Origin of the sequence: Pseudomonas grimontii (genome assembly GCF_007858185.1) — a bacterium.
Lineage (GTDB): Bacteria > Pseudomonadota > Gammaproteobacteria > Pseudomonadales > Pseudomonadaceae > Aquipseudomonas > Aquipseudomonas grimontii.
The window spans coordinates 117,117-138,545 of record NZ_VFES01000003.1; the positions used below are offsets into that span (position 1 = coordinate 117,117).

General features: G+C 62.6%; 15 protein-coding genes and 2 pseudogenes. 5 read left to right on the plus strand and 12 right to left on the minus strand.

Annotated features, from left to right (window positions below):
* Positions 1-74: 74 nt before the first annotated feature.
* From FIV39_RS07205 to FIV39_RS07215, 3 genes are all read left to right on the plus strand, one after another.
* The gene (locus FIV39_RS07205; protein WP_015886540.1) at positions 75-995 is read left to right on the plus strand and encodes a hydrogen peroxide-inducible genes activator; all 921 of its coding nucleotides are present in this window, start codon (positions 75-77) and stop codon (positions 993-995) included.
* A gap of 8 nt (positions 996-1,003) precedes the next feature.
* Positions 1,004-3,079 (plus strand): ATP-dependent DNA helicase RecG, encoded by a 2,076-nt coding sequence (gene recG / locus FIV39_RS07210; RefSeq protein ID WP_090401430.1) that lies wholly within the window; start codon positions 1,004-1,006, stop codon positions 3,077-3,079.
* A 77-nt stretch (positions 3,080-3,156) separates the two neighbouring features.
* A complete protein-coding gene (locus FIV39_RS07215) occupies positions 3,157-4,557 on the plus strand; it encodes an aminoacyl-tRNA deacylase and HDOD domain-containing protein (protein WP_090401429.1) in 1,401 nt (466 codons plus the stop codon).
* Positions 4,558-4,606: 49 nt separating this feature from the next.
* Here FIV39_RS07215 and FIV39_RS07220 read toward each other — a convergent pair whose 3' ends face one another.
* Entirely contained in the window at positions 4,607-4,987 is a 381-nt protein-coding gene (locus tag FIV39_RS07220) for a helicase (RefSeq protein WP_065948786.1), read from the minus strand.
* A gap of 301 nt (positions 4,988-5,288) precedes the next feature.
* Between FIV39_RS07220 and FIV39_RS07225 the strand changes: the two genes are divergently transcribed.
* Positions 5,289-6,134, plus strand: a complete 846-nt coding sequence (locus FIV39_RS07225; RefSeq protein WP_090401428.1) for a hypothetical protein — start codon at positions 5,289-5,291, stop codon at positions 6,132-6,134.
* Positions 6,135-6,224: 90 nt separating this feature from the next.
* Here FIV39_RS07225 and FIV39_RS07230 read toward each other — a convergent pair.
* Both FIV39_RS07230 and FIV39_RS07235 read right to left on the minus strand, forming a co-directional pair.
* Positions 6,225-6,344 (minus strand): annotated as a pseudogene (locus FIV39_RS07230) (type VI secretion system-associated lipoprotein TagQ); the annotation flags it as partial.
* Positions 6,345-6,401: 57 nt separating this feature from the next.
* Positions 6,402-6,524, minus strand: a pseudogene (locus FIV39_RS07235) (helicase); the annotation flags it as partial.
* Between the two features lie 200 nt (positions 6,525-6,724).
* Between FIV39_RS07235 and FIV39_RS07240 the strand changes: the two are divergent.
* On the plus strand, positions 6,725-7,570 hold the full coding sequence (locus tag FIV39_RS07240; RefSeq protein WP_090401427.1) for a hypothetical protein: 846 nt from the start codon (positions 6,725-6,727) through the stop codon (positions 7,568-7,570).
* Positions 7,571-7,671: 101 nt separating this feature from the next.
* Here the strand turns inward: FIV39_RS07240 and tagQ are convergent, their stop codons facing one another.
* The 9 genes from tagQ to FIV39_RS07285 all read right to left on the minus strand — a co-directional run bounded on the left by tagQ (position 7,672) and on the right by FIV39_RS07285 (position 21,425).
* On the minus strand, positions 7,672-8,598 hold the full coding sequence (gene tagQ / locus FIV39_RS07245) for a type VI secretion system-associated lipoprotein TagQ (protein WP_090401426.1): 927 nt from the start codon (positions 8,596-8,598) through the stop codon (positions 7,672-7,674).
* An 84-nt stretch (positions 8,599-8,682) separates the two neighbouring features.
* Positions 8,683-10,392 (minus strand): formylglycine-generating enzyme family protein, encoded by a 1,710-nt coding sequence (locus FIV39_RS07250; protein ID WP_090401425.1) that lies wholly within the window; start codon positions 10,390-10,392, stop codon positions 8,683-8,685.
* Entirely contained in the window at positions 10,385-11,569 is a 1,185-nt protein-coding gene (locus FIV39_RS07255; RefSeq protein ID WP_090401424.1) for an ABC transporter permease family protein, read from the minus strand. Before FIV39_RS07255 ends, FIV39_RS07250 begins: the two co-directional genes overlap by 8 nt.
* Entirely contained in the window at positions 11,569-12,273 is a 705-nt protein-coding gene (locus tag FIV39_RS07260; protein WP_090401423.1) for an ABC transporter ATP-binding protein, read from the minus strand. Before FIV39_RS07260 ends, FIV39_RS07255 begins: the two co-directional genes overlap by 1 nt.
* Positions 12,273-15,272, minus strand: a complete 3,000-nt coding sequence (locus FIV39_RS07265; protein WP_090401422.1) for a serine/threonine-protein kinase — start codon at positions 15,270-15,272, stop codon at positions 12,273-12,275. Before FIV39_RS07265 ends, FIV39_RS07260 begins: the two co-directional genes overlap by 1 nt.
* Positions 15,269-15,988: a PP2C family protein-serine/threonine phosphatase gene (locus tag FIV39_RS07270; RefSeq protein WP_090401421.1), complete on the minus strand. Its 720-nt coding sequence runs from the start codon at positions 15,986-15,988 to the stop codon at positions 15,269-15,271. The genes FIV39_RS07265 and FIV39_RS07270 overlap by 4 nt, the downstream gene beginning before the upstream one ends.
* Positions 15,989-16,642 carry a type VI secretion system-associated protein TagF gene (gene tagF, locus FIV39_RS07275; RefSeq protein ID WP_090401420.1) on the minus strand — a complete coding sequence of 218 codons (654 nt, stop codon included), beginning with the start codon at positions 16,640-16,642 and terminating at the stop codon, positions 15,989-15,991.
* Positions 16,639-20,139, minus strand: coding sequence for a type VI secretion system membrane subunit TssM (gene tssM / locus FIV39_RS07280; protein WP_090401419.1), 3,501 nt, complete (start codon positions 20,137-20,139; stop codon positions 16,639-16,641). The genes tagF and tssM overlap by 4 nt, the downstream gene beginning before the upstream one ends.
* Positions 20,136-21,425 (minus strand): DotU family type VI secretion system protein, encoded by a 1,290-nt coding sequence (locus tag FIV39_RS07285; protein ID WP_090401418.1) that lies wholly within the window; start codon positions 21,423-21,425, stop codon positions 20,136-20,138. Before FIV39_RS07285 ends, tssM begins: the two co-directional genes overlap by 4 nt.
* Between the last annotated feature and the right edge of the window lie 4 nt (positions 21,426-21,429).

Genomic DNA, 21,429 nt, shown 5'->3' on the forward strand with positions numbered 1-21,429 from the left:
CAGCAAAGTTCTGATAACGTGCGTCTATCGATTGCAGCCGGTATGCTTGGCCCGCAACCTCATGGACGCCCGCTATGACTCTTACAGAATTACGCTACATCGTTACCCTCGCCCAAGAGCAACACTTTGGCCACGCGGCCGAGCGTTGCCATGTCAGCCAGCCGACGCTGTCGGTGGGCGTGAAAAAGCTTGAAGACGAACTCGGTGTGCTGATTTTCGAGCGCAGCAAGAGCGCCGTGCGCCTCACCCCGGTGGGCGAAGGCATCGTTGCCCAGGCCCAGAAGGTGCTGGAACAAGCGCAAAGCATTCGCGAACTGGCCCAGGCCGGCAAGAACCAGCTGACCGCACCGCTGAAAGTCGGCGCCATCTATACCGTCGGCCCGTACCTGTTCCCGCACCTGATCCCGCAGCTGCACCGCGTCGCACCGCAGATGCCGCTGTATATCGAAGAAAACTTCACCCACGTGCTGCGCGACAAACTGCGCAACGGCGAGCTGGACGCGATCATCATCGCCCTGCCATTCAACGAAGCGGATGTGTTGACCCTGCCGCTCTACGACGAGCCGTTCTACGTGCTGATGCCCGCCTCCCATCCGTGGACGCAAAAAGACACCATCGACGCCGGCCTGCTCAACGACAAGAGCCTGCTGCTGCTCGGCGAAGGCCACTGCTTCCGCGACCAGGTGCTGGAAGCCTGCCCCACCCTGACCAAAGGCAACGACGGCGCCAAGCACACCACCGTGGAATCCAGCTCCCTGGAAACCATCCGCCATATGGTCGCTTCCGGCCTGGGCATCTCGATCCTGCCGCTGTCGGCAGTGGACAGCCATCACTATGCCCCCGGCGTGATCGAAGTGCGTCCACTCACGCCACCGGTGCCGTTTCGCACCGTGGCGATCGCCTGGCGCGCCAGCTTCCCACGGCCCAAAGCGATTGAGATCCTCGCCGACTCGATCCGCCTGTGTTCGGTGGCCAAGCCGCCTGCTGCGAGCTAAGTAAACGTATGACGGAGCTGTCGCAGGTGTCGGTGACGGCACTCAAGGGTGTCGGTGAGGCCATGGCCGAGAAGCTGGCCAAGGTCGGTCTGGAAAACCTCCAGGACGTGCTGTTTCACCTGCCCTTGCGCTATCAGGATCGCACCCGCGTGGTGCCCATCGGCCAACTGCGCCCTGGGCAGGATGCGGTGGTCGAAGGCACCGTCAGCGGCGCCGACGTGGTGATGGGCAAGCGCCGCAGCCTGGTGGTGCGCCTGCAGGACGGCACCGGTGGCCTGAGCCTGCGCTTCTACCATTTCAGCAATGCACAAAAGGAAGGCCTCAAGCGTGGCACCCGCGTGCGCTGCTACGGCGAAGCCCGCCCCGGCGCCTCGGGCCTGGAGATCTACCACCCGGAGTACCGCGCCATTACCGGCGACGAACCGCCCCCAGTGGACACCACCCTGACGCCGATCTACCCGCTCACCGAAGGCCTGACCCAACAACGCCTGCGCCAATTGTGCATGCAGACCCTGGGCATGCTCGGTCCGCAGAGCCTGCCCGACTGGCTGCCCCTGGAGCTGGCCCGCGACTATCAACTGGCGCCGCTGGCCGATGCAATTCGCTACCTGCATCACCCACCCGCGGATGCCGATGTCGACGAACTGGCCCTCGGTCATCACTGGGCCCAGCACCGCCTGGCGTTCGAAGAGCTGTTGACTCACCAGTTGTCCCAGCAACGCCTGCGCGAAAGCATGCGCTCCCTGCGTGCGCCCGCCATGCCCAAGGCTACGCGCCTGCCTGCGCAATACCTGGCCAACCTCGGCTTTGCGCCGACGGGAGCCCAGCAGCGCGTGGGCAATGAAATCGCCTACGACCTCAGCCAGCACGAGCCGATGCTGCGCCTGATCCAGGGCGACGTAGGCGCGGGCAAGACCGTGGTCGCCGCCCTCGCCGCCCTGCAAGCCCTGGAAGCCGGTTACCAGGTGGCGCTGATGGCGCCCACCGAGATCCTTGCCGAGCAGCACTTCATCACGTTCAAGCGCTGGCTTGAGCCCCTGGGCCTGGAAGTCGCGTGGCTGGCCGGCAAGCTCAAGGGCAAGACGCGTGCAGCGGCGCTGGAGCAGATCGCTGGCGGCGCACCGATGGTGGTGGGCACCCATGCGCTGTTCCAGGACGAAGTCCAGTTCAAGAACCTGGCCCTGGTGATCATCGACGAACAGCACCGCTTCGGCGTGCAGCAGCGCCTGGCCCTGCGCCAGAAAGGCGTGGGCGGGCGCATGAACCCGCACCAGCTGATCATGACCGCCACCCCGATCCCGCGCACCCTGGCCATGAGTGCCTACGCCGATCTCGACACCTCGATCCTCGACGAACTGCCCCCCGGGCGCACACCGGTCAACACCGTGCTGGTCACCGATACGCGCCGCGTCGAAGTGATCGAGCGTGTGCGCGGCGCCTGCGCCGAAGGCCGCCAGGCGTACTGGGTGTGCACGCTGATCGAAGAGTCCGAGGAACTGACCTGCCAGGCCGCCGAGACCACCTATGAAGACCTCACCAGCGCCTTGGGCGAACTCAAGGTCGGGCTGATCCACGGGCGCATGAAGCCCGCGGAAAAGGCGGCGGTGATGGCCGAATTCAAGGCCGGCAACCTGCAACTGCTGGTCGCTACCACCGTGATTGAAGTGGGCGTGGACGTGCCCAACGCCAGCCTGATGATCATCGAGAACCCCGAGCGCCTGGGCCTGGCGCAATTGCACCAACTGCGCGGCCGCGTCGGCCGGGGCAGCGCCGCCAGCCACTGCGTGCTGCTCTACCACCCGCCGCTGTCGCAGATCGGTCGCCAGCGCCTGGGGATCATGCGCGAAACCAACGACGGTTTTGTCATCGCCGAAAAAGACCTCGAACTGCGCGGCCCCGGCGAAATGCTCGGCACCCGCCAGACCGGCCTGCTGCAATTCAAGGTCGCCGACCTGATGCGCGACGCCGACCTGTTGCCTGCGGTGCGCGATGCAGCGCAAGCGCTGCTGGAGCGCTGGCCGGATCACGTCAGCCCGCTGCTGGACCGCTGGCTGCGTCATGGGCAGCAATACGGCCAAGTGTGACACCTGACTCACTTATCCGACCTACAGTTGTATCAAGCTGGTTATACTTCGGTGAATGTAGGAAATTGGATCAGGCCATGTCAGAAGTTGCCCTCGCCACAGCCCCACTGACCGCCCCGCCGGTCATTCGGGCTTTGCTCGCAAAACTCGCCATCAGCTACACGGAAGTCACCGAACATCCGGGCCTGAATCCTGCGCAAAAAGTCCAGGCGGTATTGCTGGAAGACGCGGTGGGCGCCCTGATGGTGTTGTTTCCGCAGAGCCAACTGCTGGACCTCAACCGCCTCACTGAACTCACGGGTCGCCGCCTTACGGCCGTGTCGCCGGATCGCGTCGCGCGCATGCTGGGCAAGCACGACCTGAGCCTGCTGCCGGGCCTGCCGGCCCTCACCAGTTCGCCGTGCCTGTACGAAGGCAGCCTGCTCAACGAGTCGAGCCTGCTGGTGCATTCGGGTGAAGCCGGGCTGCTGCTGGAGATCGCCAGCGACGCGTTCAAGACCATGCTCACCAAGGCCAGCGCCGCCCAGTTCGGTGAGCCACTGAGCAACATCCGCCCGAACCTCGACCGCCCCAATGATGACCGTGAGGAAATCACCCAGGCGATGCAGGCATTCACCGCCCGTCGCATCCAGCAACGCCTGGAAGCGACTATCGAGATTCCACCGCTGGCCGACACCGCACAGAAGATCATCAAGCTGCGCGTCGACCCCAACGCTACCATCGACGACATCACCGGCGTGGTCGAGACCGACCCGGCCCTGGCCGCCCAAGTGGTGAGCTGGGCCGCCTCGCCGTACTACGCATCGCCGGGCAAGATCCGCTCGGTGGAAGATGCCATCGTGCGCGTGCTGGGTTTTGACCTGGTGATCAACCTCGCACTGGGCCTGGCCCTGGGCAAGACCTTGAGCCTGCCCAAGGACCACCCGCACCAGGCCACGCCGTACTGGCACCAGTCCATCTACACCGCCGCCGTGATCGAAGGCCTGACCCGCGCCATGCCCCGCGCCCAGCGCCCGGAAGCCGGCCTGACCTACCTGGCCGGCCTGCTGCACAACTTCGGTTACCTGTTGCTGGCCCATGTATTCCCGCCGCACTTCTCGCTGATCTGCCGCCACCTGGAGGTCAACCCACACCTGTGCCACAGCTATGTGGAGCAACACTTGCTGGGCATCAGCCGCGAGCAGATCGGCGCCTGGCTGATGCGCTACTGGGACATGCCGGACGAACTGTCCACTGCCCTGCGTTTCCAGCACGACCCGACCTACGATGGGCAATACGCCGAGTACCCGAACCTGGTGTGCCTGGCCGTGCGCCTGTTGCGCAGCCGAGGGATTGGCTCCGGGCCGGATGAGACCATCCCGGACGAACTGCTTGAGCGTTTGGGCTTGAGCCGTGACAAGGCTGAAGAAGTAGTGGCCAAGGTGCTGGATGCCGAGGTGCTGTTGCGTGAGCTGGCGTCGCAGTTCAGCCAGGCTTAACAGCAGCTGCAAGCTTCAAGTAGTCAGCTTCAAGCTTGCAGCTTGTGGCTCATCGCTTGGAGCTGCGCTTACGCCCCAAATACTTGGTCAACCCCTGGAACCAGATCACCAGCGCCGGGTTGCCCTTGATCTGGATCGACTTGTCCTGAATCCCCGTCATGAACGCCAATTGCTTGTTCTTCGCCTGCATCGTGGCGAAGCCGTAGGCGGCATCCTTGAACGCGATGGCAAACGCCGGCGCCGGGTGGACACCCGAGCGGCTGGTGATGCGTTGGTCTTTGACGATGAAGTGACGGGCAACCTTGCCGTCGAGGGTCTGCAACTGGAAAGCGAGGTCTTTGTCACCCAGCTGTTGCTGGAAGGCAGGATTGGTGCGGCTGGCTTTGCCCATCATCAGGCCCAGCACCCAGAGTAGAAGACGAAACTTCATAAACACACAGCCTCATAAATAATAAAGAGCTGGCGCAGTTTAGCGATTCGTTCAAAGAACACCACCCCCCAAGAGGACATGAACAACTTCATAACGTGTTGATACTTATGACTGCCCGGTCATTTTGGAACCAGTTCAGGCCTCACCTTGAATGAAAGGAAAATGAATAATACGCATTCGAAAAACATATAAAAACTGTTAACTCTAACAGTTTACGCCGCCTCACCCATCGGCAACTCTGGCTCAGCGCGCCGCCTCACCACACTCACAATCAACGTGCCACCTACAAAAGGGCTTGCTCATGAGCAACAACACCCAATCCAACGAAATTTCTTTTCAGATCAAACTCGTCGATGTAGATCACCCCATCGAAATAATCCCCAGCGCGGAGTTGAAAAATGGCGTACTTATACTCTATGGGAGTCGTTTAATATTGACCCCAGGCCCGGCACGCGGCCTTCACTCTTTTGAGGTGAGAATCAACAATAACTTACTCCCTGGCACATACGATCTGAATGGGCAGCCAGGCAATCCGGTCAAAGTGGTTTACATTGCTCCCAACACGAACGTAGTGGACTCATATCATGATGAGAGTGGCTCATTTGATTTACACAGCACTGCCACCCCGCAGCACATTGAGGGCACTTTTTCCTGTGTAGCAAAAAATGCAAGCTCTCAAATCCCGCACAAGGCCTACTTGAGCGCGGGCCGGGTGTCACTCAACAAAATGCATAACCTAACCAGTACCGGTGAACTGACAGCCACCATTTACCCTACCGATAGTATCTTCAAACCAAGCCTATTCTTCATGAGATTCATCGAGACTAATGACCGCCTCACTTTTCTTGAAGTCAAAGCAAAAAAGGATAATATTTCTCTACATCTTTATATACCCCAAGACAAACTGGGTGACGGCTCAACACAAACATTGCAGTTTAAAGAGGATGAAAGTAGCGAATTCGCTTTCGCCGTATATATTCACGGCTATACGTTCGTAGCACAATCAGGCTCTATCAAATTTAGATATAGCAAAAGCTCCGAGACGCTTACTGGTGATATAGAGTTCAACGCCACCGGAGGCAATCCGGCTGTGCCAAAAATAACATTTACCAGCAGCTCTTTCAGAGTCACAGGCTTAGACGCTTGAATCGCAACCCAGGCGCACGTGAAAACAATCGCCAGCCGCACCAACTAAATGGGAATTGGCTGGCGTTTAATGTTTACAGCTATAGCTGACTCAAACGTTAGGGCAAGGCACTGGCGCCCAATCGGCCAGGTTTGGATCGCGGCAAGTGCCTTCGATCTGCGCTTTACCGGCGCTGGCGACCTTCTTGCTTTCATCTTGCTGGGTTTGGGCGGGGTGCCACCAGTTGTAGTCGCAGCAGCCCTTGTCAAAGACAGACGTCATGCCGGCCTGAATCCCCGTCATGAACGCCAGTTGCTTGTTCTTCGCCTGCATCGTGGCGAAGCCATAGACGGCATCCTTGAACGCGATGGCGAACGCCAGCGCAGGGTGAATCCCTGAATGGCGACCTATGACTGCCCAGTCAATAAGAGACCTGCATGAGCCCATCACTTGGGCGACTAAATTTCGTTTAGAAATAATGCTAATTTAAAAACGCTCTAAATACCTGTTAACTCCGACAGTTCGCATCCTCAGATATGCCCAGTACCTTACAGACTGCACTACCACTTCAGCGACATCCACTCGCATATCTGACAGATAAGGATTTTAAAATGAGCAAAATCAAAGAGCGGGCAGGAGAAGTCAGGACCAAGATCAAATTGAATGACGAAACCCACCCTTTCAACCCGCATACCACGACCACGCGCCTAAAAGATAACTTTATCTTTCTCAACGCCTACGAAAATGCTTTTTCGCCTTTTCGTACTTACGCCGTTGAACTAATACTAGAAAATGGCACGCCACCTGGCGATTATCCACTGAATGGTAACCCCGGCAACAAGATCAAACTTGTCTATTTGCCGCCCAACACCAACTTGCTTAATCATTACGCGGATAAGTTCGGAAATTTCCATTTGACTGAAACGGCCACATTAGAACGTGTGATAGGCAGTTTTGACTGTGTTGCAATTAGTGTAAACGAAGAGATCACTGCGAAAGCCAATCTGGACCTTGGCGTGGTGTCCTTCGACCAGGAACTTCGACCTTCCAGCACAGGAATCCTGAAAGGCACCCTGCAAGACACGTCAAAAGCCAACTCGGAAAATTTCGTAGCAACGCAAGTGGTAATGGAGTTTGTCGGAGGAACGGGGCCGAACTCGTTCCTGCAAGTCATTGCAAAAGTGAAGGGCGCTCCTGAAGAAAGGCAACTTCATCTTCACATTCCCCGCGCTCGCCTGGGTGAGCACCAACTGCCCATTACGACGAACGAAGACGGTACGTCAGCCTTGGCCACATTGATTTATAACGGAGTGCATCACGCAACCGAGGGTACTATCAACTACCAATACGACAACGTTGCGCAACACTTCAGTGGAGACCTCGAATTCCAGGCTAACGGCGGCATTACCTTCAAAGACGGAAAGTTTGACATCTCCGGGCTTATTCCTCCCCGATAGCCAAAGTAACGCGCCACACCCAACCGTCAGCGCCAAATCGATAGGCGACAAAACGCCTACCGATGATTCATCGCAAATGAATCATCGGCGGGCCTATACGCTTAAACGTTAGGGCAAGGCACTGGCGCCCAATCGGCCAGGTTTGGATCGCGGCAAGTGCCTTCGATCTGCGCTTTACCGGCGCTGGCGACCTTCTTGCTTTCATCTTGCTTGGTCTGGGCGGTCTGGAAGGTTTTCTCGGTGCTCACCGCTTCTGTTGGTACAGTTGGAAGAGGCGGCTTTTTCGGCGGTTTGCTGCCTGTACCTTTTTTCTTGCCTGGCGTCACAACGGGTGTGGTGTCAGCCTTGGCCACGGTGACCACGTCGGCACGCTGTACGCCAACCTGCTGCAGGTCTTTCTCGTAGGCCTGGGTGTAGTTGTTCAGGTCTTCGGCGGCTTTGCCGTTGACCGCAACGATCAGGTCATTGGATTCCTTCAGGCCCGAGACGATTTCCGCCAGGCGCTTGCGGCCTTCGGTGTCGTTGACGGTCTTGGCTTTGCGATCAGTCACCAACTTGGTGAATGCGCTCTGGTAGCACTGCTGGGACGCCCTGGCGTACGCGGTGCTGCGGTCGATGTCAGAGGCGCTTTTGTTCACGTCAGCCGCATACGAGGCAATGCGCTGGTTGTCATCGGCGATCTGCTTCTGACGCTCGGTGTAGTAACCCGCTGCGCCGCCGGCCAGGGCCCCGCCCGCTGCGCCAATGGCGGCGTTACGGCCACGCTTTTCCTTGTCGCCGGTCAGGGCGCCCAGCAATGCACCGCCGGCCGCGCCGATGGCTGCACCGGTGACAACCGACTTGGTCATGTTCGAGTCGGTGGCGCGCAAGTGCTGCACCGGCTCGTAGCAGTTGGGGTAGTACTCGACCTTGGTGCTGGACGCGACCTTGGAAGCCGGCGACGTGGCGCAGCCTGTCAACACGGTGCTGAAGCCAGCGGCAATCAGCAGCAAGTGACGCTTGGAAACCGCCTTACGGGAAAAAAGCATAAGTAGTGTTCTCTTCTAAGTTTGACTTGCCCAGCACGGCCACTGCCGCCTGAGTCCCTTCCAAGCTCGCCATACAGCCAGCGATCATCGCTGACCGCTCGCTGCGAGCAATTCCTTCAAGATCGTCGCCGGGTCGGCCCGCTGTTGTTTGCGGTAGTTGCCAACATGGCGAACGAACAGTGTTGCGCGCGTCACCAGGCTTTTGCCGAGCACTGGCTTGCGATCCAACTCTTCCTTGATCCGTTGAAACTGTGCCTGGATCACCGCATCGGTATAACGCGTGCCAGTGGCCAGGTTGTCGATATAGATCGCCACCGCGCCATCGAGGGCGCTGCGCCCGTTCTCGATGGCCGTGGCAAATAGCGTTGCGCTGGCCTCGTCCTTATTGTCCAGGGCCTGTTGGCGACTCTTCTGCAGGTTGGCCAGGCGGATGTTGTAGTTGCTGATGGTCTCGGCCACCAACGCGGCCGACTGAATCAGGTTGCCCGCCGCCTCTTCGCGTTGCTGGGCGATCAGCGAGACATTGCGCTTGAGCTCTTCATTGACCAGCCCCAACTCAGCCTGCAGCTTGGGGTCGACGCTGGCGGCGATGATGCTGTCCAGGCGCTTGGTCGGGTCCTGGGCGTCGTCGATGGCGTCGGTCAGCGAGGCCAGGCGGCCCTCTTTCTGCCACTGCGCAAACAGCTCCTTGTAACGCGAGCGCGGTGCCGACAACGCACCAATCGCCACGCGGAAACCGGTGGTTTCATTGCTTTGCTCGGTGCCGTCGGCGGCGAACAGCGGGTATTCGCGGCGCATGCCGGTAAACAGCGTGCCCTCGCCTTCCAGGTAGTTGCCACCCTTGACCACAAAGCCGCCGTAAGTGCCCTGGCGGCGGCCGGCATGCACCAGTTGGAAGGATTCCTGGACCATTTCCGCGGCGTTGCCGATCACGTCGAACATGCCGATCGGGTTGGGCAACTTAGTGCCGATAGGCATCAGGCGCGCGGCCTGGCCGGTGCCGCCTGCGACTTGGTTGAACACCGCGTAATCACCCAGCGGGCCGTCGCTATCGCTGCCTTCGACACGGCGTGGAAACAGGCGCCCTTCGAGGTCCTGACGGCTCACCGCCTGGCCCCCACGCGCGGCGAACTCCCATTCCACTTCGGTGGGCAGGCGTACAAAACCCAGGCCACCGTCTTCTGCCGACGAACCGCGACCACTCACCGGCAGCAAGTCGCGGTGGTATTTCATCAGCCAGGCGCTGTACACCGCCGAAAAGCGCTCAGCCTCGAAGCGCGACAGCTTCACCTTGGGCAAACGCCCGGCCATGCCGGTGGGTGCATCGCACGCTGGCGCCGGTTCGCCACTGGCCAGCGACTGCGCCTGGGCCATCACCTGGGCGTACTGGCGTGCGGTCACTTCGTACTTGCCGATGAAGTACAGCATGGGCTTGAGCGGGGTCTTGGCGTCGGTCTTCGGCATCAAGGGTGCGATGACTTTGTTCCAGTCTTTCGGCAAGTCCTTGAGGGTGAACTGGCCGTTGATAAAGTCGCGGCGGTAGCCGGAGATAAACGACTGCTGATAACCCGCCTCGCCTTCGGCGAAGGGGTAGCCGAGGCTGATCTCGCGGTCATCCAGAGTCCCTTGGGCCAACACGTAGGCGTAGCGGAACACCATATTGCCTTCGCACGGCAGCGGCAGGCTGACGTCATCGGGCAACGGCTTGGGGTTGTCGAGCTTGTCACTTGCCTCATCAGCCCAGGCCATCGAGGCCAGGCTCAGCGCCACAACGGCGCCCAGTAACTTATACATCTCTGATTCCTTCAGAAGCCTGGATACGCGCCACTCGCCAACCACCACAGGCGGCCGCCACGGCGCTGACGCCAAGGACTGCAACCAGGGCCAGGCCATAGTGACGCGCCAGCAGGTGGCTGGCGTGTTCGCCCGGCACCTGCACGAATAATTTGTTCAAACCCGCTTCGGCCAGGCCATACAGCCCGGCACTGAGCAAGGCGGCAAACCCTGCGCTGTACAGCGCTTGCAGCACCACAAACAGCAACAGCGCGCCGGTGGAAAACCCCAACAGGCGCAACACCGACAACTCTCGACGCTTGCGTGCCACAGCCGCCAACGCCCCGGCGAAGATCGCCGCAAATGCTCCCGCCAAGGCCAGCCCGGCGATGATCCAGAACACAATCGACAGGTTGCGGCTCAGCGACTGCACCTGCGCGATGGTCTGGGCCTGAGTCGATACCAACAGAGTCTGCCCGGCGAAAAACACCCGCAACGGCTCCACATCGCTGAGGCTGCGCGCATACAAGCGAAACGCCGGATACACCCGCTGGTCGCTCACAGCGACCTCATCCCCCGCCCAACCCAACGCCGGCACCGCCCGGCCATCGCGGTAATCTTCCGCCGCTTCCAGCAATCTCAAATCGGCAAACAACCCATCCCGAGCGAAGGCTTCCAGCGGCAGCACCGCCAGTACCTGCAAGCGCGTGCGCTGGGCTTCCACGCGTCCGGCCACTTGCCGCGCAAAGCGGGTCTCCAGCCAATCCCCCGGCCGCGCCGCAAGCTTCTCGGCAGCGGTGTGGCTCAGCACGATCTGGTCCAGACCCTTGGGCATCGGCAGGCCGTTGAGCAACGGGTCACCCGCCGCCGTCGGCAACATTTCCAGGGTCAGCGTGCCCACCTGCGCCGTCGCCGCAATCTGCCGCGTACGCGGTAAGGCGAACGCCACATCGCTGCGCTGGCCGAGCTGTTCGACAAATGCGCTGCTGAATCGACCACCGCCCAACGGAATAATTTCACGGGTGGCCGGATCGGTCTCCAAACGTTCGGTCAAACTGCTAACCAGTCCAAATTTCAGGCCGAATAACACCAGCAACGGCGCGATCACCGCCACCAGCGCCAACACCGAACAGGCCGACAGCCAGGCATCGTTGCGGTAATCCTGCCAGGCCAGGGACGCCACCAGGGGGATGCGCATCAGCACGCCTCCCCGAGGGTCGCGGTGACGCCGCCGTCGGTGTCGCGCCGACAACTGATGCGCCGCACCTGCAAGCCACTGGCGCGGGCCAGGGGTTCGTCATGGGTGGCGATCACACAGGCGGCGCGGTGCTCGCGGGCCTGGGCCAGCAGGGCCTGCATCACGCGCTCGGCATTCAGCGGGTCAAGGGACGCGGTCGGCTCATCGGCCAGCACCAGTTGCGGTGCATGGGCCAGGGCGCGGGCGCAGCTCACACGTTGGCGCTGGCCCACCGACAACGCGGCCGGCTTCTTGGCCAACTGGTCGCTGATCTCCAGCTGTTCAGCCAGGCGCGTCACGCTGCCATCATCCCTCAAGCCCAGCAGTTGCCGGGACAGCGCGATATTGCTGCGCACATCCAGAAAGCCCAGCAGCCCACCGGTTTGCAGCACATAGCCCAAGTACTGGCTGCGCAGCGCAGCCAGGCTGGATTGCTGATCGGCGCGCCACAGTCCACCAATGTCCTGCTGATTGAATTCGAACCGGCCCACCTGATCCGGCGCCAGTACCAGCGCCAACAGATCCAGCAAAGTGCTCTTGCCGCACCCACTCGGCCCGACAATCGCCAACTGCTCCCCGGCACGCAGGTGCAGCGCCGGGATCACCAGGCTGTAACGCTGGCTCCCGATCCCCCGGCTCTTGTGCACTGCGCTCAGGTTCAGCATTACGGCAGTGTCGACAACGGCACGCGGTACAACGCATCGCCCGGCTCGGCATCGCCGAAACGGACCCAGTTGGCCACGTCATTGTGGAAGGTTTCGTAGAGGCGGATTTTCGAATCCAGCTCGTCGATAAAGTCTTCCTGCTCGGCCACGCTCAACGACAACCACAGGTCCTGGGTCATGTTCAGCGACTTGCTGCGGTACGGCAGGCCTTCCAGGTATTCGCCGAGAATGCCGCCGTCGGCCAGGTTGCCGCCCTTGCGCAGGGCCTGCGGGTCGCGGCTCATGTAGGCCGAGGCGCTGGCGATTTCCTGGAAGAAATCCTTGGGCGAGGTCTGGGTCTTGCGCGCCGCATCGACGATCAGTTTCAGCGACTGTTGCAGGTCGTTGAGCTGCAATTTGGTCAGCATCACGCACACCTGGAACGCCGGCAGCGCGGGGTTGGTCAGGTCGCGGTCGGCGGTCCAGGCGCTGACCAGCTGCGGCGCCTGGCTCGCGCCCTTGCGACCGAGGAAATCCATGTGCATCGCATAACCGACCGCTGCGGATTTGTCCGCCAGGCTCGGCGCGGCACTCAACAACGGCACCGGTTGCGGAGTGTTGCTGCGCACCTGATGCACGAGGTTGGCGAACACGCTGCCGATCTCGTCGACGCGCTCGCCCAGCTTGCGTACATCGCCACCCGGAACCGCTGTGTACAGGTCGCCGATCTGCGGGTTGGCGTCGGCCGTGAGGATGCGGTACTGGCTCTCGGCGCCGGCGTGGGTTTTCTTGCCGGCGTCGGTGCGCAGGTGCAGCGCGTAGATCTTGATCTGCTTGCCCAGCGCGGCCTGGCGCACTTCGGCTTCGTTCATCTGGGTGGCGGCAAACGGGTCGTTCTTACGCAAGGCACCGGCGTCGGTGACCAGCAGGATGATACGCCCGCCATAGCCGGACCAGTCCATGCCGTCCACGGCCTGCATCACCCCGGCAAACGCGTCCTCGTTGAAGGAGTGGCTGGACACGGTAGACGCCTTCACCTGGCGCGCCATGTCGAGGAAGCGTTGCGGGTCGCGGCCCTGGTCGAGGCTGATCAGGGTCTTGGCCACGTATTCCAGGCCAGGGGTTTTCTTGATGCTGCTACGGAAACCGACCATGCCGAAGCTGACACTGTCCAACTCGCCACGCTCGGCGATACGGGTTTGCAGCTCGTGCACTACATCGCGAATCTGGTCGATATAGGGCTGCATCGATACGGTGGTGTCGACCACCAGCACCACCGCCGTGCGGAAGGCGTCGGCATTCGCGTTGATCACCGGCGTCGCGGGCTTGGCCGCCGCGTTACTGCCTGGGTCGATGGAGGCGATGTTAAGCAACTGCACCGGCTGGCCGTTTTCGTCGAAGCTCTCCTTGGCGTCGAAAATCGGCAGCAGGTAGAACTGGTTCTGCGGCACCGCGCTGGCGGACGGCTCCAGGGCCAGCACCTGGCCGTTGTCTTCGCGGTTCTTCTGCGCCTTGGCCAGCACGCCTTTGGCGGCGGCAGGGTCAGCCAGCAGTTTTTCCACTTCAGCGGATTGGCGCAGGAACATCACCGGCGCCCGGCCAGAGCGTTCGGTGAATTTGAGCACGAGGCTCTGCTTCCAGTCGCTGACCTGGGCAGCCGGCAACCAGCCGTCACTGCGACCGTCGGTGGCGGCACCGACGCGCAACCACGGGCTGCCGTCGACGTCTTTGCGCTGGTACACATAAAGCACGGAGAACGCCGGCAGGGCCTTGCCCGGCGCGCTGCCGGCGTCATTCGACAGCTTGGCGCCGGGCTTGCTGAGGACGCGCTGGAACAGGGTCTTCTTACCGGCCATCAACAATGGACGTTGGCCGCCGTCCGCCTCAGGAGGCGTTGCCTGGGGCACTTCAACTACCGCCGCAGGTGGCTTGGCCTGAGGCACGACGGCAGCCGGCGGCTTGGCCGGTTCATCACTGCCGCTCAACCACCAGTAGCTGCCGCCACCAATGGCCAATGCGACGGCCACGGCTACGGCGGCCAGTGCCAACACCGGCCCACGCCGCTGCTCGGACACGGCGTTATGCCGGGGCGGCGTCACCACCGGTTGGCGCACCGGTTGCGGCTGGGGTTTATCGGTCGGGATGTCGATCGTGACCGGCGTCATGCCCGCCAGATCAAAACTCAGCGGAATCGGCAACGGCCGCACCAGCGTGGCCTCCGGCGAGTCCGTCGGCAGGTTATCCAGCGCCTGCAGCAGCGCCGCCGCATCCGGGAAACGCTCCGCCGGGTCCTTGGCCAACAGCTTGCGCAGCACGCCCTGATAACGGCCATGGTGCACCGGCAATTCCGGCAAGGGTTCGGTCAGATGCGCCAGCGCCGTGGACAGCGCATCGCTGCCGTTATACGGCAGCTTGCCGACGAGGATTTCATACAGCACCACGCCCAACGCATACAGGTCGGCACGGCCATCAATCTCCTGGCCCCGCGCCTGCTCCGGGCTCATGTAGCTCGGCGTGCCCACGGCAAAACCGGCCTGGGTGAACTGGGTGCGGTCGTCCAGGGACTTGGCGATACCGAAGTCCGACAGCACCGCCGTGCCATCGGCACGGAACAGGATGTTTGCCGGTTTGACGTCGCGGTGCACCAGCCCCTGGGCATGGGCATAGCCTAGCGCCGAGGCGATCTGACGGATAAGCGTGAGGCCCTGCTCAGGCGTCAGGCCGGCGGCGATGCGCTCCTTGAGCGTGCCGTTGGGCAGGTATTCCATGGCCATGTAATACAGCTCACCGACATTGCCGATGTCATGGATGGTCACCGTGTGCGGGTGCGACAGCCGCGCCAGGGTCTTGCCCTCGCGCAGGAAGCGCTCGCAGAAACTCGGGTCGGCCGCCAGCGCCGCCGCCATCACCTTCAACGCCACCTTGCGCTCCAGGGAGCGCTGGGTCGCCAGGTACACGCTGGCCATGGCGCCTTCGCCGATCTCGCCTTCGATGTCGTAGCCCGGAATCACAATGTTCATGCCGATACCTTCACGACGATGGCGGTGATGTTGTCCGGCGCGCCGCGGTTGAGCCCCAGGTGCACCAGGCTGCGCACGATTTCGTCCGGCGCGTTGTGGCTGAGCACTTCGCGGATTTCATGGTCTTCGACGGTTTTGTTCAGGCCATCGCTGCACAGCAGGTAGCTGTCGCCGGGGGCGATCAGCAGGTCGACCACCGCCAGCTCCAACTGGGCCTCCACGCCAATGGCGCGGGTGACGATATTGGCACGCGGGTGCACGCGGGCATCGGCTTCGCTGAGCAGGCCGCTGTCTTGCAGGTCCTGCACGTAGCTGTGGTCGCGCGAGATGCCTTCGAGCACGCCGTCGCGCAGGCGGTACAGGCGACTGTCGCCAGCCCACAGGCACACACCGCGCAAGCCGCGTGCAGCGAGCACCACCACCGTGCTGCCCATCATGGTCACGCCACGGTTGGCGGTTTCTTCACGCACGGCGGCGTTGATGCGGATCAGGTCATTGCGCAAGGCCGCCGAGTACTCGTCGAGGGAGCGCCCCATCGGCACGCTGCGCAGGCTGTCGACGATCAGGCTGCTGACGTAATCCCCCGCCGCATGCCCGCCCATGCCGTCGGCCACCACCCACAGGCGATTTTCCGGCAGGTCCAGGCACGCGTCTTCGTTGACCTGGCGGACCATGCCCACATGGCTTTTGCTCGCGGATTTGTACGTCGACCCCATCTACACCACACCTTCTTGTCCGAGCAAAAACTGCGCAAAATCGCCAGCGGCAGGCAGGCCCTGACACCGCAATAAACCAGGGGAAATCGTCTGTGAACCACGTCCCCACCACAGGCTCGCCCCGTCGCAGGCCTGTTCGGCGAGCGCGGTCATGCGCTGATGAGGCACGCTGGCCGCCACGCGTTGCAGACCGGCGAAACGGCTGTCGACCGCGCGCGGCTCTGTCGCCGGCAAGCCCAGGTCGTCGAGGCCATCGTTGAAGCGTTCGAACGTGGCGCCGGCATCCAGGGTACTGAGCAACAGCTCTTCAGCCCGCTCGAACCAACTGTCCGGCCCGCCCACCAGAGACGCGGGGTTGATGTCGTGATCAAGCAAGGTGACCACCGCCAGCGGGAAATAGCGCCCGACCCGGTCAATGCTCGGCATCACCACGCCCGCCGCCGCGTCCGGCCCACACACGCCGGGCGCCAGCACAAAGCGCCACAGAGGGCTGACCAGGTACGCATTGAGCCAGCCGGCGCCCAGGCTGTTCTGGCTGGCAAGCAAACCCGCCGCCAGCCAGCTGTCCCACGGGCCGATAAAGCTCTGGGGCAAGGCGCGGCTGACGAAGTCACCGCGGCTCGCCAACTTGCCGTAGAAGCCCAGCGTCGTCATAGCCGCTCCGGCAGGCTGAAGCCGCTGAGCACGCGGCTCTTGAACGGGTTGAAGGCGCTGTTGGCGCGCAACTCGTAGGCGATGCTCGCACCGTCGACCCGCAGGCGCAGGTTGAAACGGTCCGGCGAGTTACCGGCGGTGAGATCCGACTGTTCCAGCAAGCGGAACCAGGCCCACGGCCCGTCCAGGGTCACGCCCGAGCGGCCACTGGCCGACGGCGGCATGATCGAGATACGCACCACGCCAATGCTGCCGGGATTCGGCCATTGCATCGCCACCGGGCGGCTTGGGCCATGGTCGTAGCTCAATTGCTGGCCGTCGAGGTCGAGCAGGAACTGGGTGATCGTCGGGTCCATCGACACCGGCTTGAGTTCGAAACGCACGATCGGCTGAGTGCCCCCGGAGCGGAAAAACGCATCACGGATCGTTGCGGCCCGCTGGAAGGTTTGCAGCACGCCCGGCGCAATCCCGAGCTTCTGCGCCGCACCCGGCTGCCAGCGCCAGGTCTGTGCCGACGTGTCCACATACGGCTGCAGGTATTTGCGGAAGTAGTTGTCCATCACCCCGCCCACGCCGAAGAACTGACCGAAATCATCCAGGGTCGCATCCCGCGTACTGCCCGGCGACATAGGGTAACGGCCGGCCAGGGACTGGCGGTACACATTGACCACCTCGCTGACCCATGCCGCGTTCAGCTGGTTACGCACCCCGCCCATCATGCTGTTGGTGGTGGAGTTGACCACCGACTTGACCATGCCCTGCACCAGCGGCGGCTGGCGCTCGGCATTCAGGCTGACCCGCGTGGCTGCAGCCGCCGCCTGGTTCTTCGCCTCGCCAAGCAAGGCATCGCCGCTGGCACCGACCATGGCGCTGACCTGCACATACAGCGCGTTCATGTCCGACAACAGGCCGTCGATGGCTGCCGGTTCGCCTTCGTTCTTGCTGACGATGCTGTTGAGTTCGGCAAAGTGCGCGGTCACCGGATCATCCGCCGCCGCCGGCGCATTGGCCGTCGGTTGCTCCTGGCCGAGCAGGCTGCCGAGACGCTCCTTGAGCTTGTCGACGCCGCCTTCCACCGGCACGCCTTTGGCGGCCAATTGGCGCTCTTCAGCTTGCAGATCGGTTTCCTTGGCCACTGCCACCAGCAGTTTTTTCAGCGGCGAACTCGGGCCGGAAATCACCCGCAGCACGTCGGCCGCCTGGGCCACGCTGGTGATCGGCACAAAGTCGATGTCGGCGAGCAACGCATCCCACTGGCGCTGGTAGTCCTGGAAATACAGGCGACGCACGTCGGCGGCGAGGCTGACCACGTTCTGCTGATCGGCCTGCTCATGACCCAACACCCACTGCTCTTCAGCCAGAGTGCCGGTCTGGTTCAAGCTGCTCAGCAAAAACGCCTGGCGATAGCCCTTGGCGGTGAAAAAACCACTCAACGGCTCGCCCAACGGCTTGCCGCTTTTACGGCTGAACACCAGCGCGGCATCACGGCCAGCGGCTTCGTTGATACGGAAGTCCGGGATGCCTTCGGGCAGTTTCTGGCGTTTGACCCGGTCGTAGACGCGCTGGGCCACCGGCAGTTGTTGCAGCTGGCGACGCAGATCATCGATCAAGCGTGGGTCAAGGCGCGCACTCGGCGGATGGCGTTCGAACAACGCCCGCAAGTGCCCGCTCAACGCCTGGCGCTGATCGGCCGGCAGGTCCCGTGGCAGGTTGCGGTCCCAGTCGAGGGCGATCCAGGCCTTGATGAAGTCCGGGTCGTAATGCTCGCTGTCGGCGAGCATCAGGTAGGCCTTGAGGCCTTCGTAGAGGAAGTCGGAGTTGCCGCCGCCGTGCAGTTGCTCCTCGATGCGCGTCACCAGGCGCGGCGCAAACACAGCGATCAACAGCTTGCGATAGACGCTGGCGGACTCGGCTTCGAGCATATCGCCCTGATACAGCCCCAGGCCCTCGGACCAGCTCGGCGAATCACCCGCGAGGTTCTTCACCGCATTGAGCAGCGGCAGCACCGCGAGCACTTCACGCTGCGCCGGGCTCAGGTTCTGTACGGTCTGGCCCAGCGGCGCGACCTTCTGGTCGACCTGGGCGATATACGCCTGGTTGGCGCGATAGCTCACCCACCACAGGCTGCTGACCACGATCACCAAGGCCACGGTGGCCGCGAGTACACCGCGTGCGATCCACTTGCGCCGGCGTTCGACTTTCGGGTTCACACCCACCAGTCCACGCTCGGCAAAAGCCACGGCGGTGAAGAGTTTTTCGATGAAGTAACTGCGCCCGGTGCCGCTTTGGCGCGCCAGGTGCTGGCGGTCCAGGTTCATGCTCTGGGCCATGGCGCCGATCAGGCGGTCAATCGGACTGCCTTCCTGGGTGCCACTGGTGAAGTACACGCCGCGCAGCAACACGCGCTCTTCAAAGGCATTGGGTTTGAACACGCCTTCGAGGAAGCTTTGCAGGCAATCCTTCAATGCGCCGAACTGCTGCGGGAAGCCGTAGATCAGGTCGCGCCGCGCCGGGTCGCGCTCCTGTTGCAGGCGCTCCACCAGACGCTCGTTGAGGCGCTGCTCCAGACCGGCGAATTCGCTTTGCAGGTGCGCCAGCGGGCTGTCGCTGTTCTTGCCGTCATCGAGGGCAAAGGTCATGCCCCACACCTGGGCGCGTTCTTCCTTGCTCAGGTTGTCGAAGAACTCCATGAAGCCCGGCACCAGATCGAGCTTGGTCAGCATCAGGTAGATCGGGAAGCGCACGCCCAACTGGGTGTACAGCTCCTGGATACGCAGGCGGATCGCCGCCGCGTGGGCCGCGCGTTCGGCATCGGTGCCCAGCAGCAGATCCGACAGGCTGATGGCGATAAAGGCGCCATCGATCGGGCGGCGCGAGCGCTGCTTTTTCAGCAGGTCGAGAAAGCCCAGCCACGCAGCCTTATCCACCGTCGAGTTGCTGTCCTGGGTGGTATAGCGGCCGGCGGTGTCGAGCAGTACGGCCTGGTCGGTAAACCACCAGTCGCAGTTGCGCGTACCGCCGACGCCGCGCACCGCACCGGCGCCCAACTGGGCCGCCAACGGAAAGTGCAGCCCGGAGTTGACCAGCGCCGTGGTCTTGCCCGAACCCGGCGGGCCGATGATCACGTACCACGGCAGCTCGTAGAGGTTGCGGCGTTCGTCGCCACCAAGCTTGGCCTTTTTCAGCAGCGCCAGGGCTTCGTCCATGCGCTGGCGCAGGGTGGTGAGCTCTTCGGCGGTGGCCACGCTGTTGGGGTCGGCCGGGGTTTCGGCCGCCAGGCTGCGCATCACTTCGGCGGCCTGGCGCCGCGCCTGGATGATGCGGAACACGCGGTAGGCGATCCACACCGCGAACACCAGGATGATCAGCGCCCAGCGCCGGCCTTCCGGCACCAGCACATCGAGCAACGGCCCCACAAACCAGATGATCAGGCTCAGGGCGATCAGGCCCAGCACGGGGATCACCCAGCGAATCATGAAACTGAAAAACGCCTTCACTCGACGCCCTCCGCCAATACGGTGATTTCAACCCGACGATTGCGGGCACGGCCTTCGGCAGTCGTGTTGGTCGCCAACGGCTCGGTGTCACTCCTGCCCTCGGCACTGAAGCGATCGGCCTGGCCGGTCTTGGCCGCGAGGATCTCCAACACCGACTTGGCCCGCGCTTCGGACAAGGCCCAGTTGGATGGGAACCTCAGCGTGGCAATCGGGCGGTTGTCACTGTGCCCGGTGACGCGCACCTGGCCCTTGACCTTGCGGATGGCGTCGGCGATGCGCAGCATCAGCGGCTGGTAGTCATCGACGATGCTGGAGCTGGCGGACGCAAACAGCTCATCGCCTCGAATGGTGACGACAGAGCGGTCGACCTTGTCTTCCACCGCGACGCGACCGGCCTTGATGTCTTCCGCCAGGAAGCCGGCCAGACGCGGACGCTCGATCACTTTGGGCTGCGCCACGGGACGGTCGATGGCCTGCACCGGGATCTCGCCCAGTGCATGGATATTTTTGAACACCGGCTCCGCCTGCGACGCCAGGAGCATGCGCAAGGTGAACAGCAGCGCCAGCAACAACGCCAAGCCAATCGCCACGGCGATCCACGGCGGCATGAACTGCGCCAGCCGATCACGCGCCACGGTGACGCCGCGCCAATGCGGCGACAACTCGCGCTCGTGGTCACCGCGAGCACTGCGAATCGCCGCCGCCGTGCGCTCACGCAAGGCTTCCAACTGGCTGCGACCGTCGTTCATCACGCGGTAACGGCCTTCGAAACCCAGGCACATGCACAGGTACAACAGCTCCAGCAGGTACAGGCGCTCACGTGGGCTTTGCAGGCAGTGGTCAAGCAACTGGAAGACTTTTTCGCCCCCCCAGGCTTCGTTGTGCACGGTGATCAACAAGCTCTGCTTGCCCCAATCGCTGGTGCTGCCCCACGGCGTGCTCAACACCGCCTCATCGAGGGCGGTGCACAGTGCGTAACGCGCCAGCAGCACTTCGTTGCGTGCCACGCCAGCGGCTTCGGCGCGCTCTTCGAACTGACGCAGGTAGGCCAGCAACTGCGCGCGCAGGCTGGCCGGCGCCGGGTGCGCGATGGTCTTGCGCAGGCGCGTCAGCAGCGCCAGCAGCGGGCCGGCGGCACTTTCCAGCGGGTTCAGGCCCTGGCTTTTGCCGGTGAGGATCGGCGCGGCCGGCATCGACAGCGGGGCCGGTTCGGCACGTGCGGGTTCCGGCGCACGGCCACCCGGGCGCGGCATGAACTGGGTGCGGTCGTCATCATTGGGATGCATCGCG

Coding starts and splice junctions, on each gene's coding strand:
- FIV39_RS07240 (WP_090401427.1), top strand. CDS start 6,725: ATGAGCAAAATCAAAGAGCGGGCAGGAGAAGTCAGGACCAAGATCAAA.
- FIV39_RS07225 (WP_090401428.1), top strand. CDS start 5,289: ATGAGCAACAACACCCAATCCAACGAAATTTCTTTTCAGATCAAACTC.
- FIV39_RS07270 (WP_090401421.1), bottom strand. CDS start 15,988: ATGGGGTCGACGTACAAATCCGCGAGCAAAAGCCATGTGGGCATGGTC.
- FIV39_RS07260 (WP_090401423.1), bottom strand. CDS start 12,273: ATGCTGAACCTGAGCGCAGTGCACAAGAGCCGGGGGATCGGGAGCCAG.
- FIV39_RS07220 (WP_065948786.1), bottom strand. CDS start 4,987: ATGAAGTTTCGTCTTCTACTCTGGGTGCTGGGCCTGATGATGGGCAAA.
- FIV39_RS07215 (WP_090401429.1), top strand. CDS start 3,157: ATGTCAGAAGTTGCCCTCGCCACAGCCCCACTGACCGCCCCGCCGGTC.
- tagF (WP_090401420.1), bottom strand. CDS start 16,642: ATGACGACGCTGGGCTTCTACGGCAAGTTGGCGAGCCGCGGTGACTTC.
- FIV39_RS07285 (WP_090401418.1), bottom strand. CDS start 21,425: ATGCATCCCAATGATGACGACCGCACCCAGTTCATGCCGCGCCCGGGT.
- recG (WP_090401430.1), top strand. CDS start 1,004: ATGACGGAGCTGTCGCAGGTGTCGGTGACGGCACTCAAGGGTGTCGGT.
- FIV39_RS07250 (WP_090401425.1), bottom strand. CDS start 10,392: ATGTATAAGTTACTGGGCGCCGTTGTGGCGCTGAGCCTGGCCTCGATG.
- FIV39_RS07205 (WP_015886540.1), top strand. CDS start 75: ATGACTCTTACAGAATTACGCTACATCGTTACCCTCGCCCAAGAGCAA.
- FIV39_RS07255 (WP_090401424.1), bottom strand. CDS start 11,569: ATGCGCATCCCCCTGGTGGCGTCCCTGGCCTGGCAGGATTACCGCAAC.
- FIV39_RS07265 (WP_090401422.1), bottom strand. CDS start 15,272: ATGAACATTGTGATTCCGGGCTACGACATCGAAGGCGAGATCGGCGAA.
- tagQ (WP_090401426.1), bottom strand. CDS start 8,598: ATGCTTTTTTCCCGTAAGGCGGTTTCCAAGCGTCACTTGCTGCTGATT.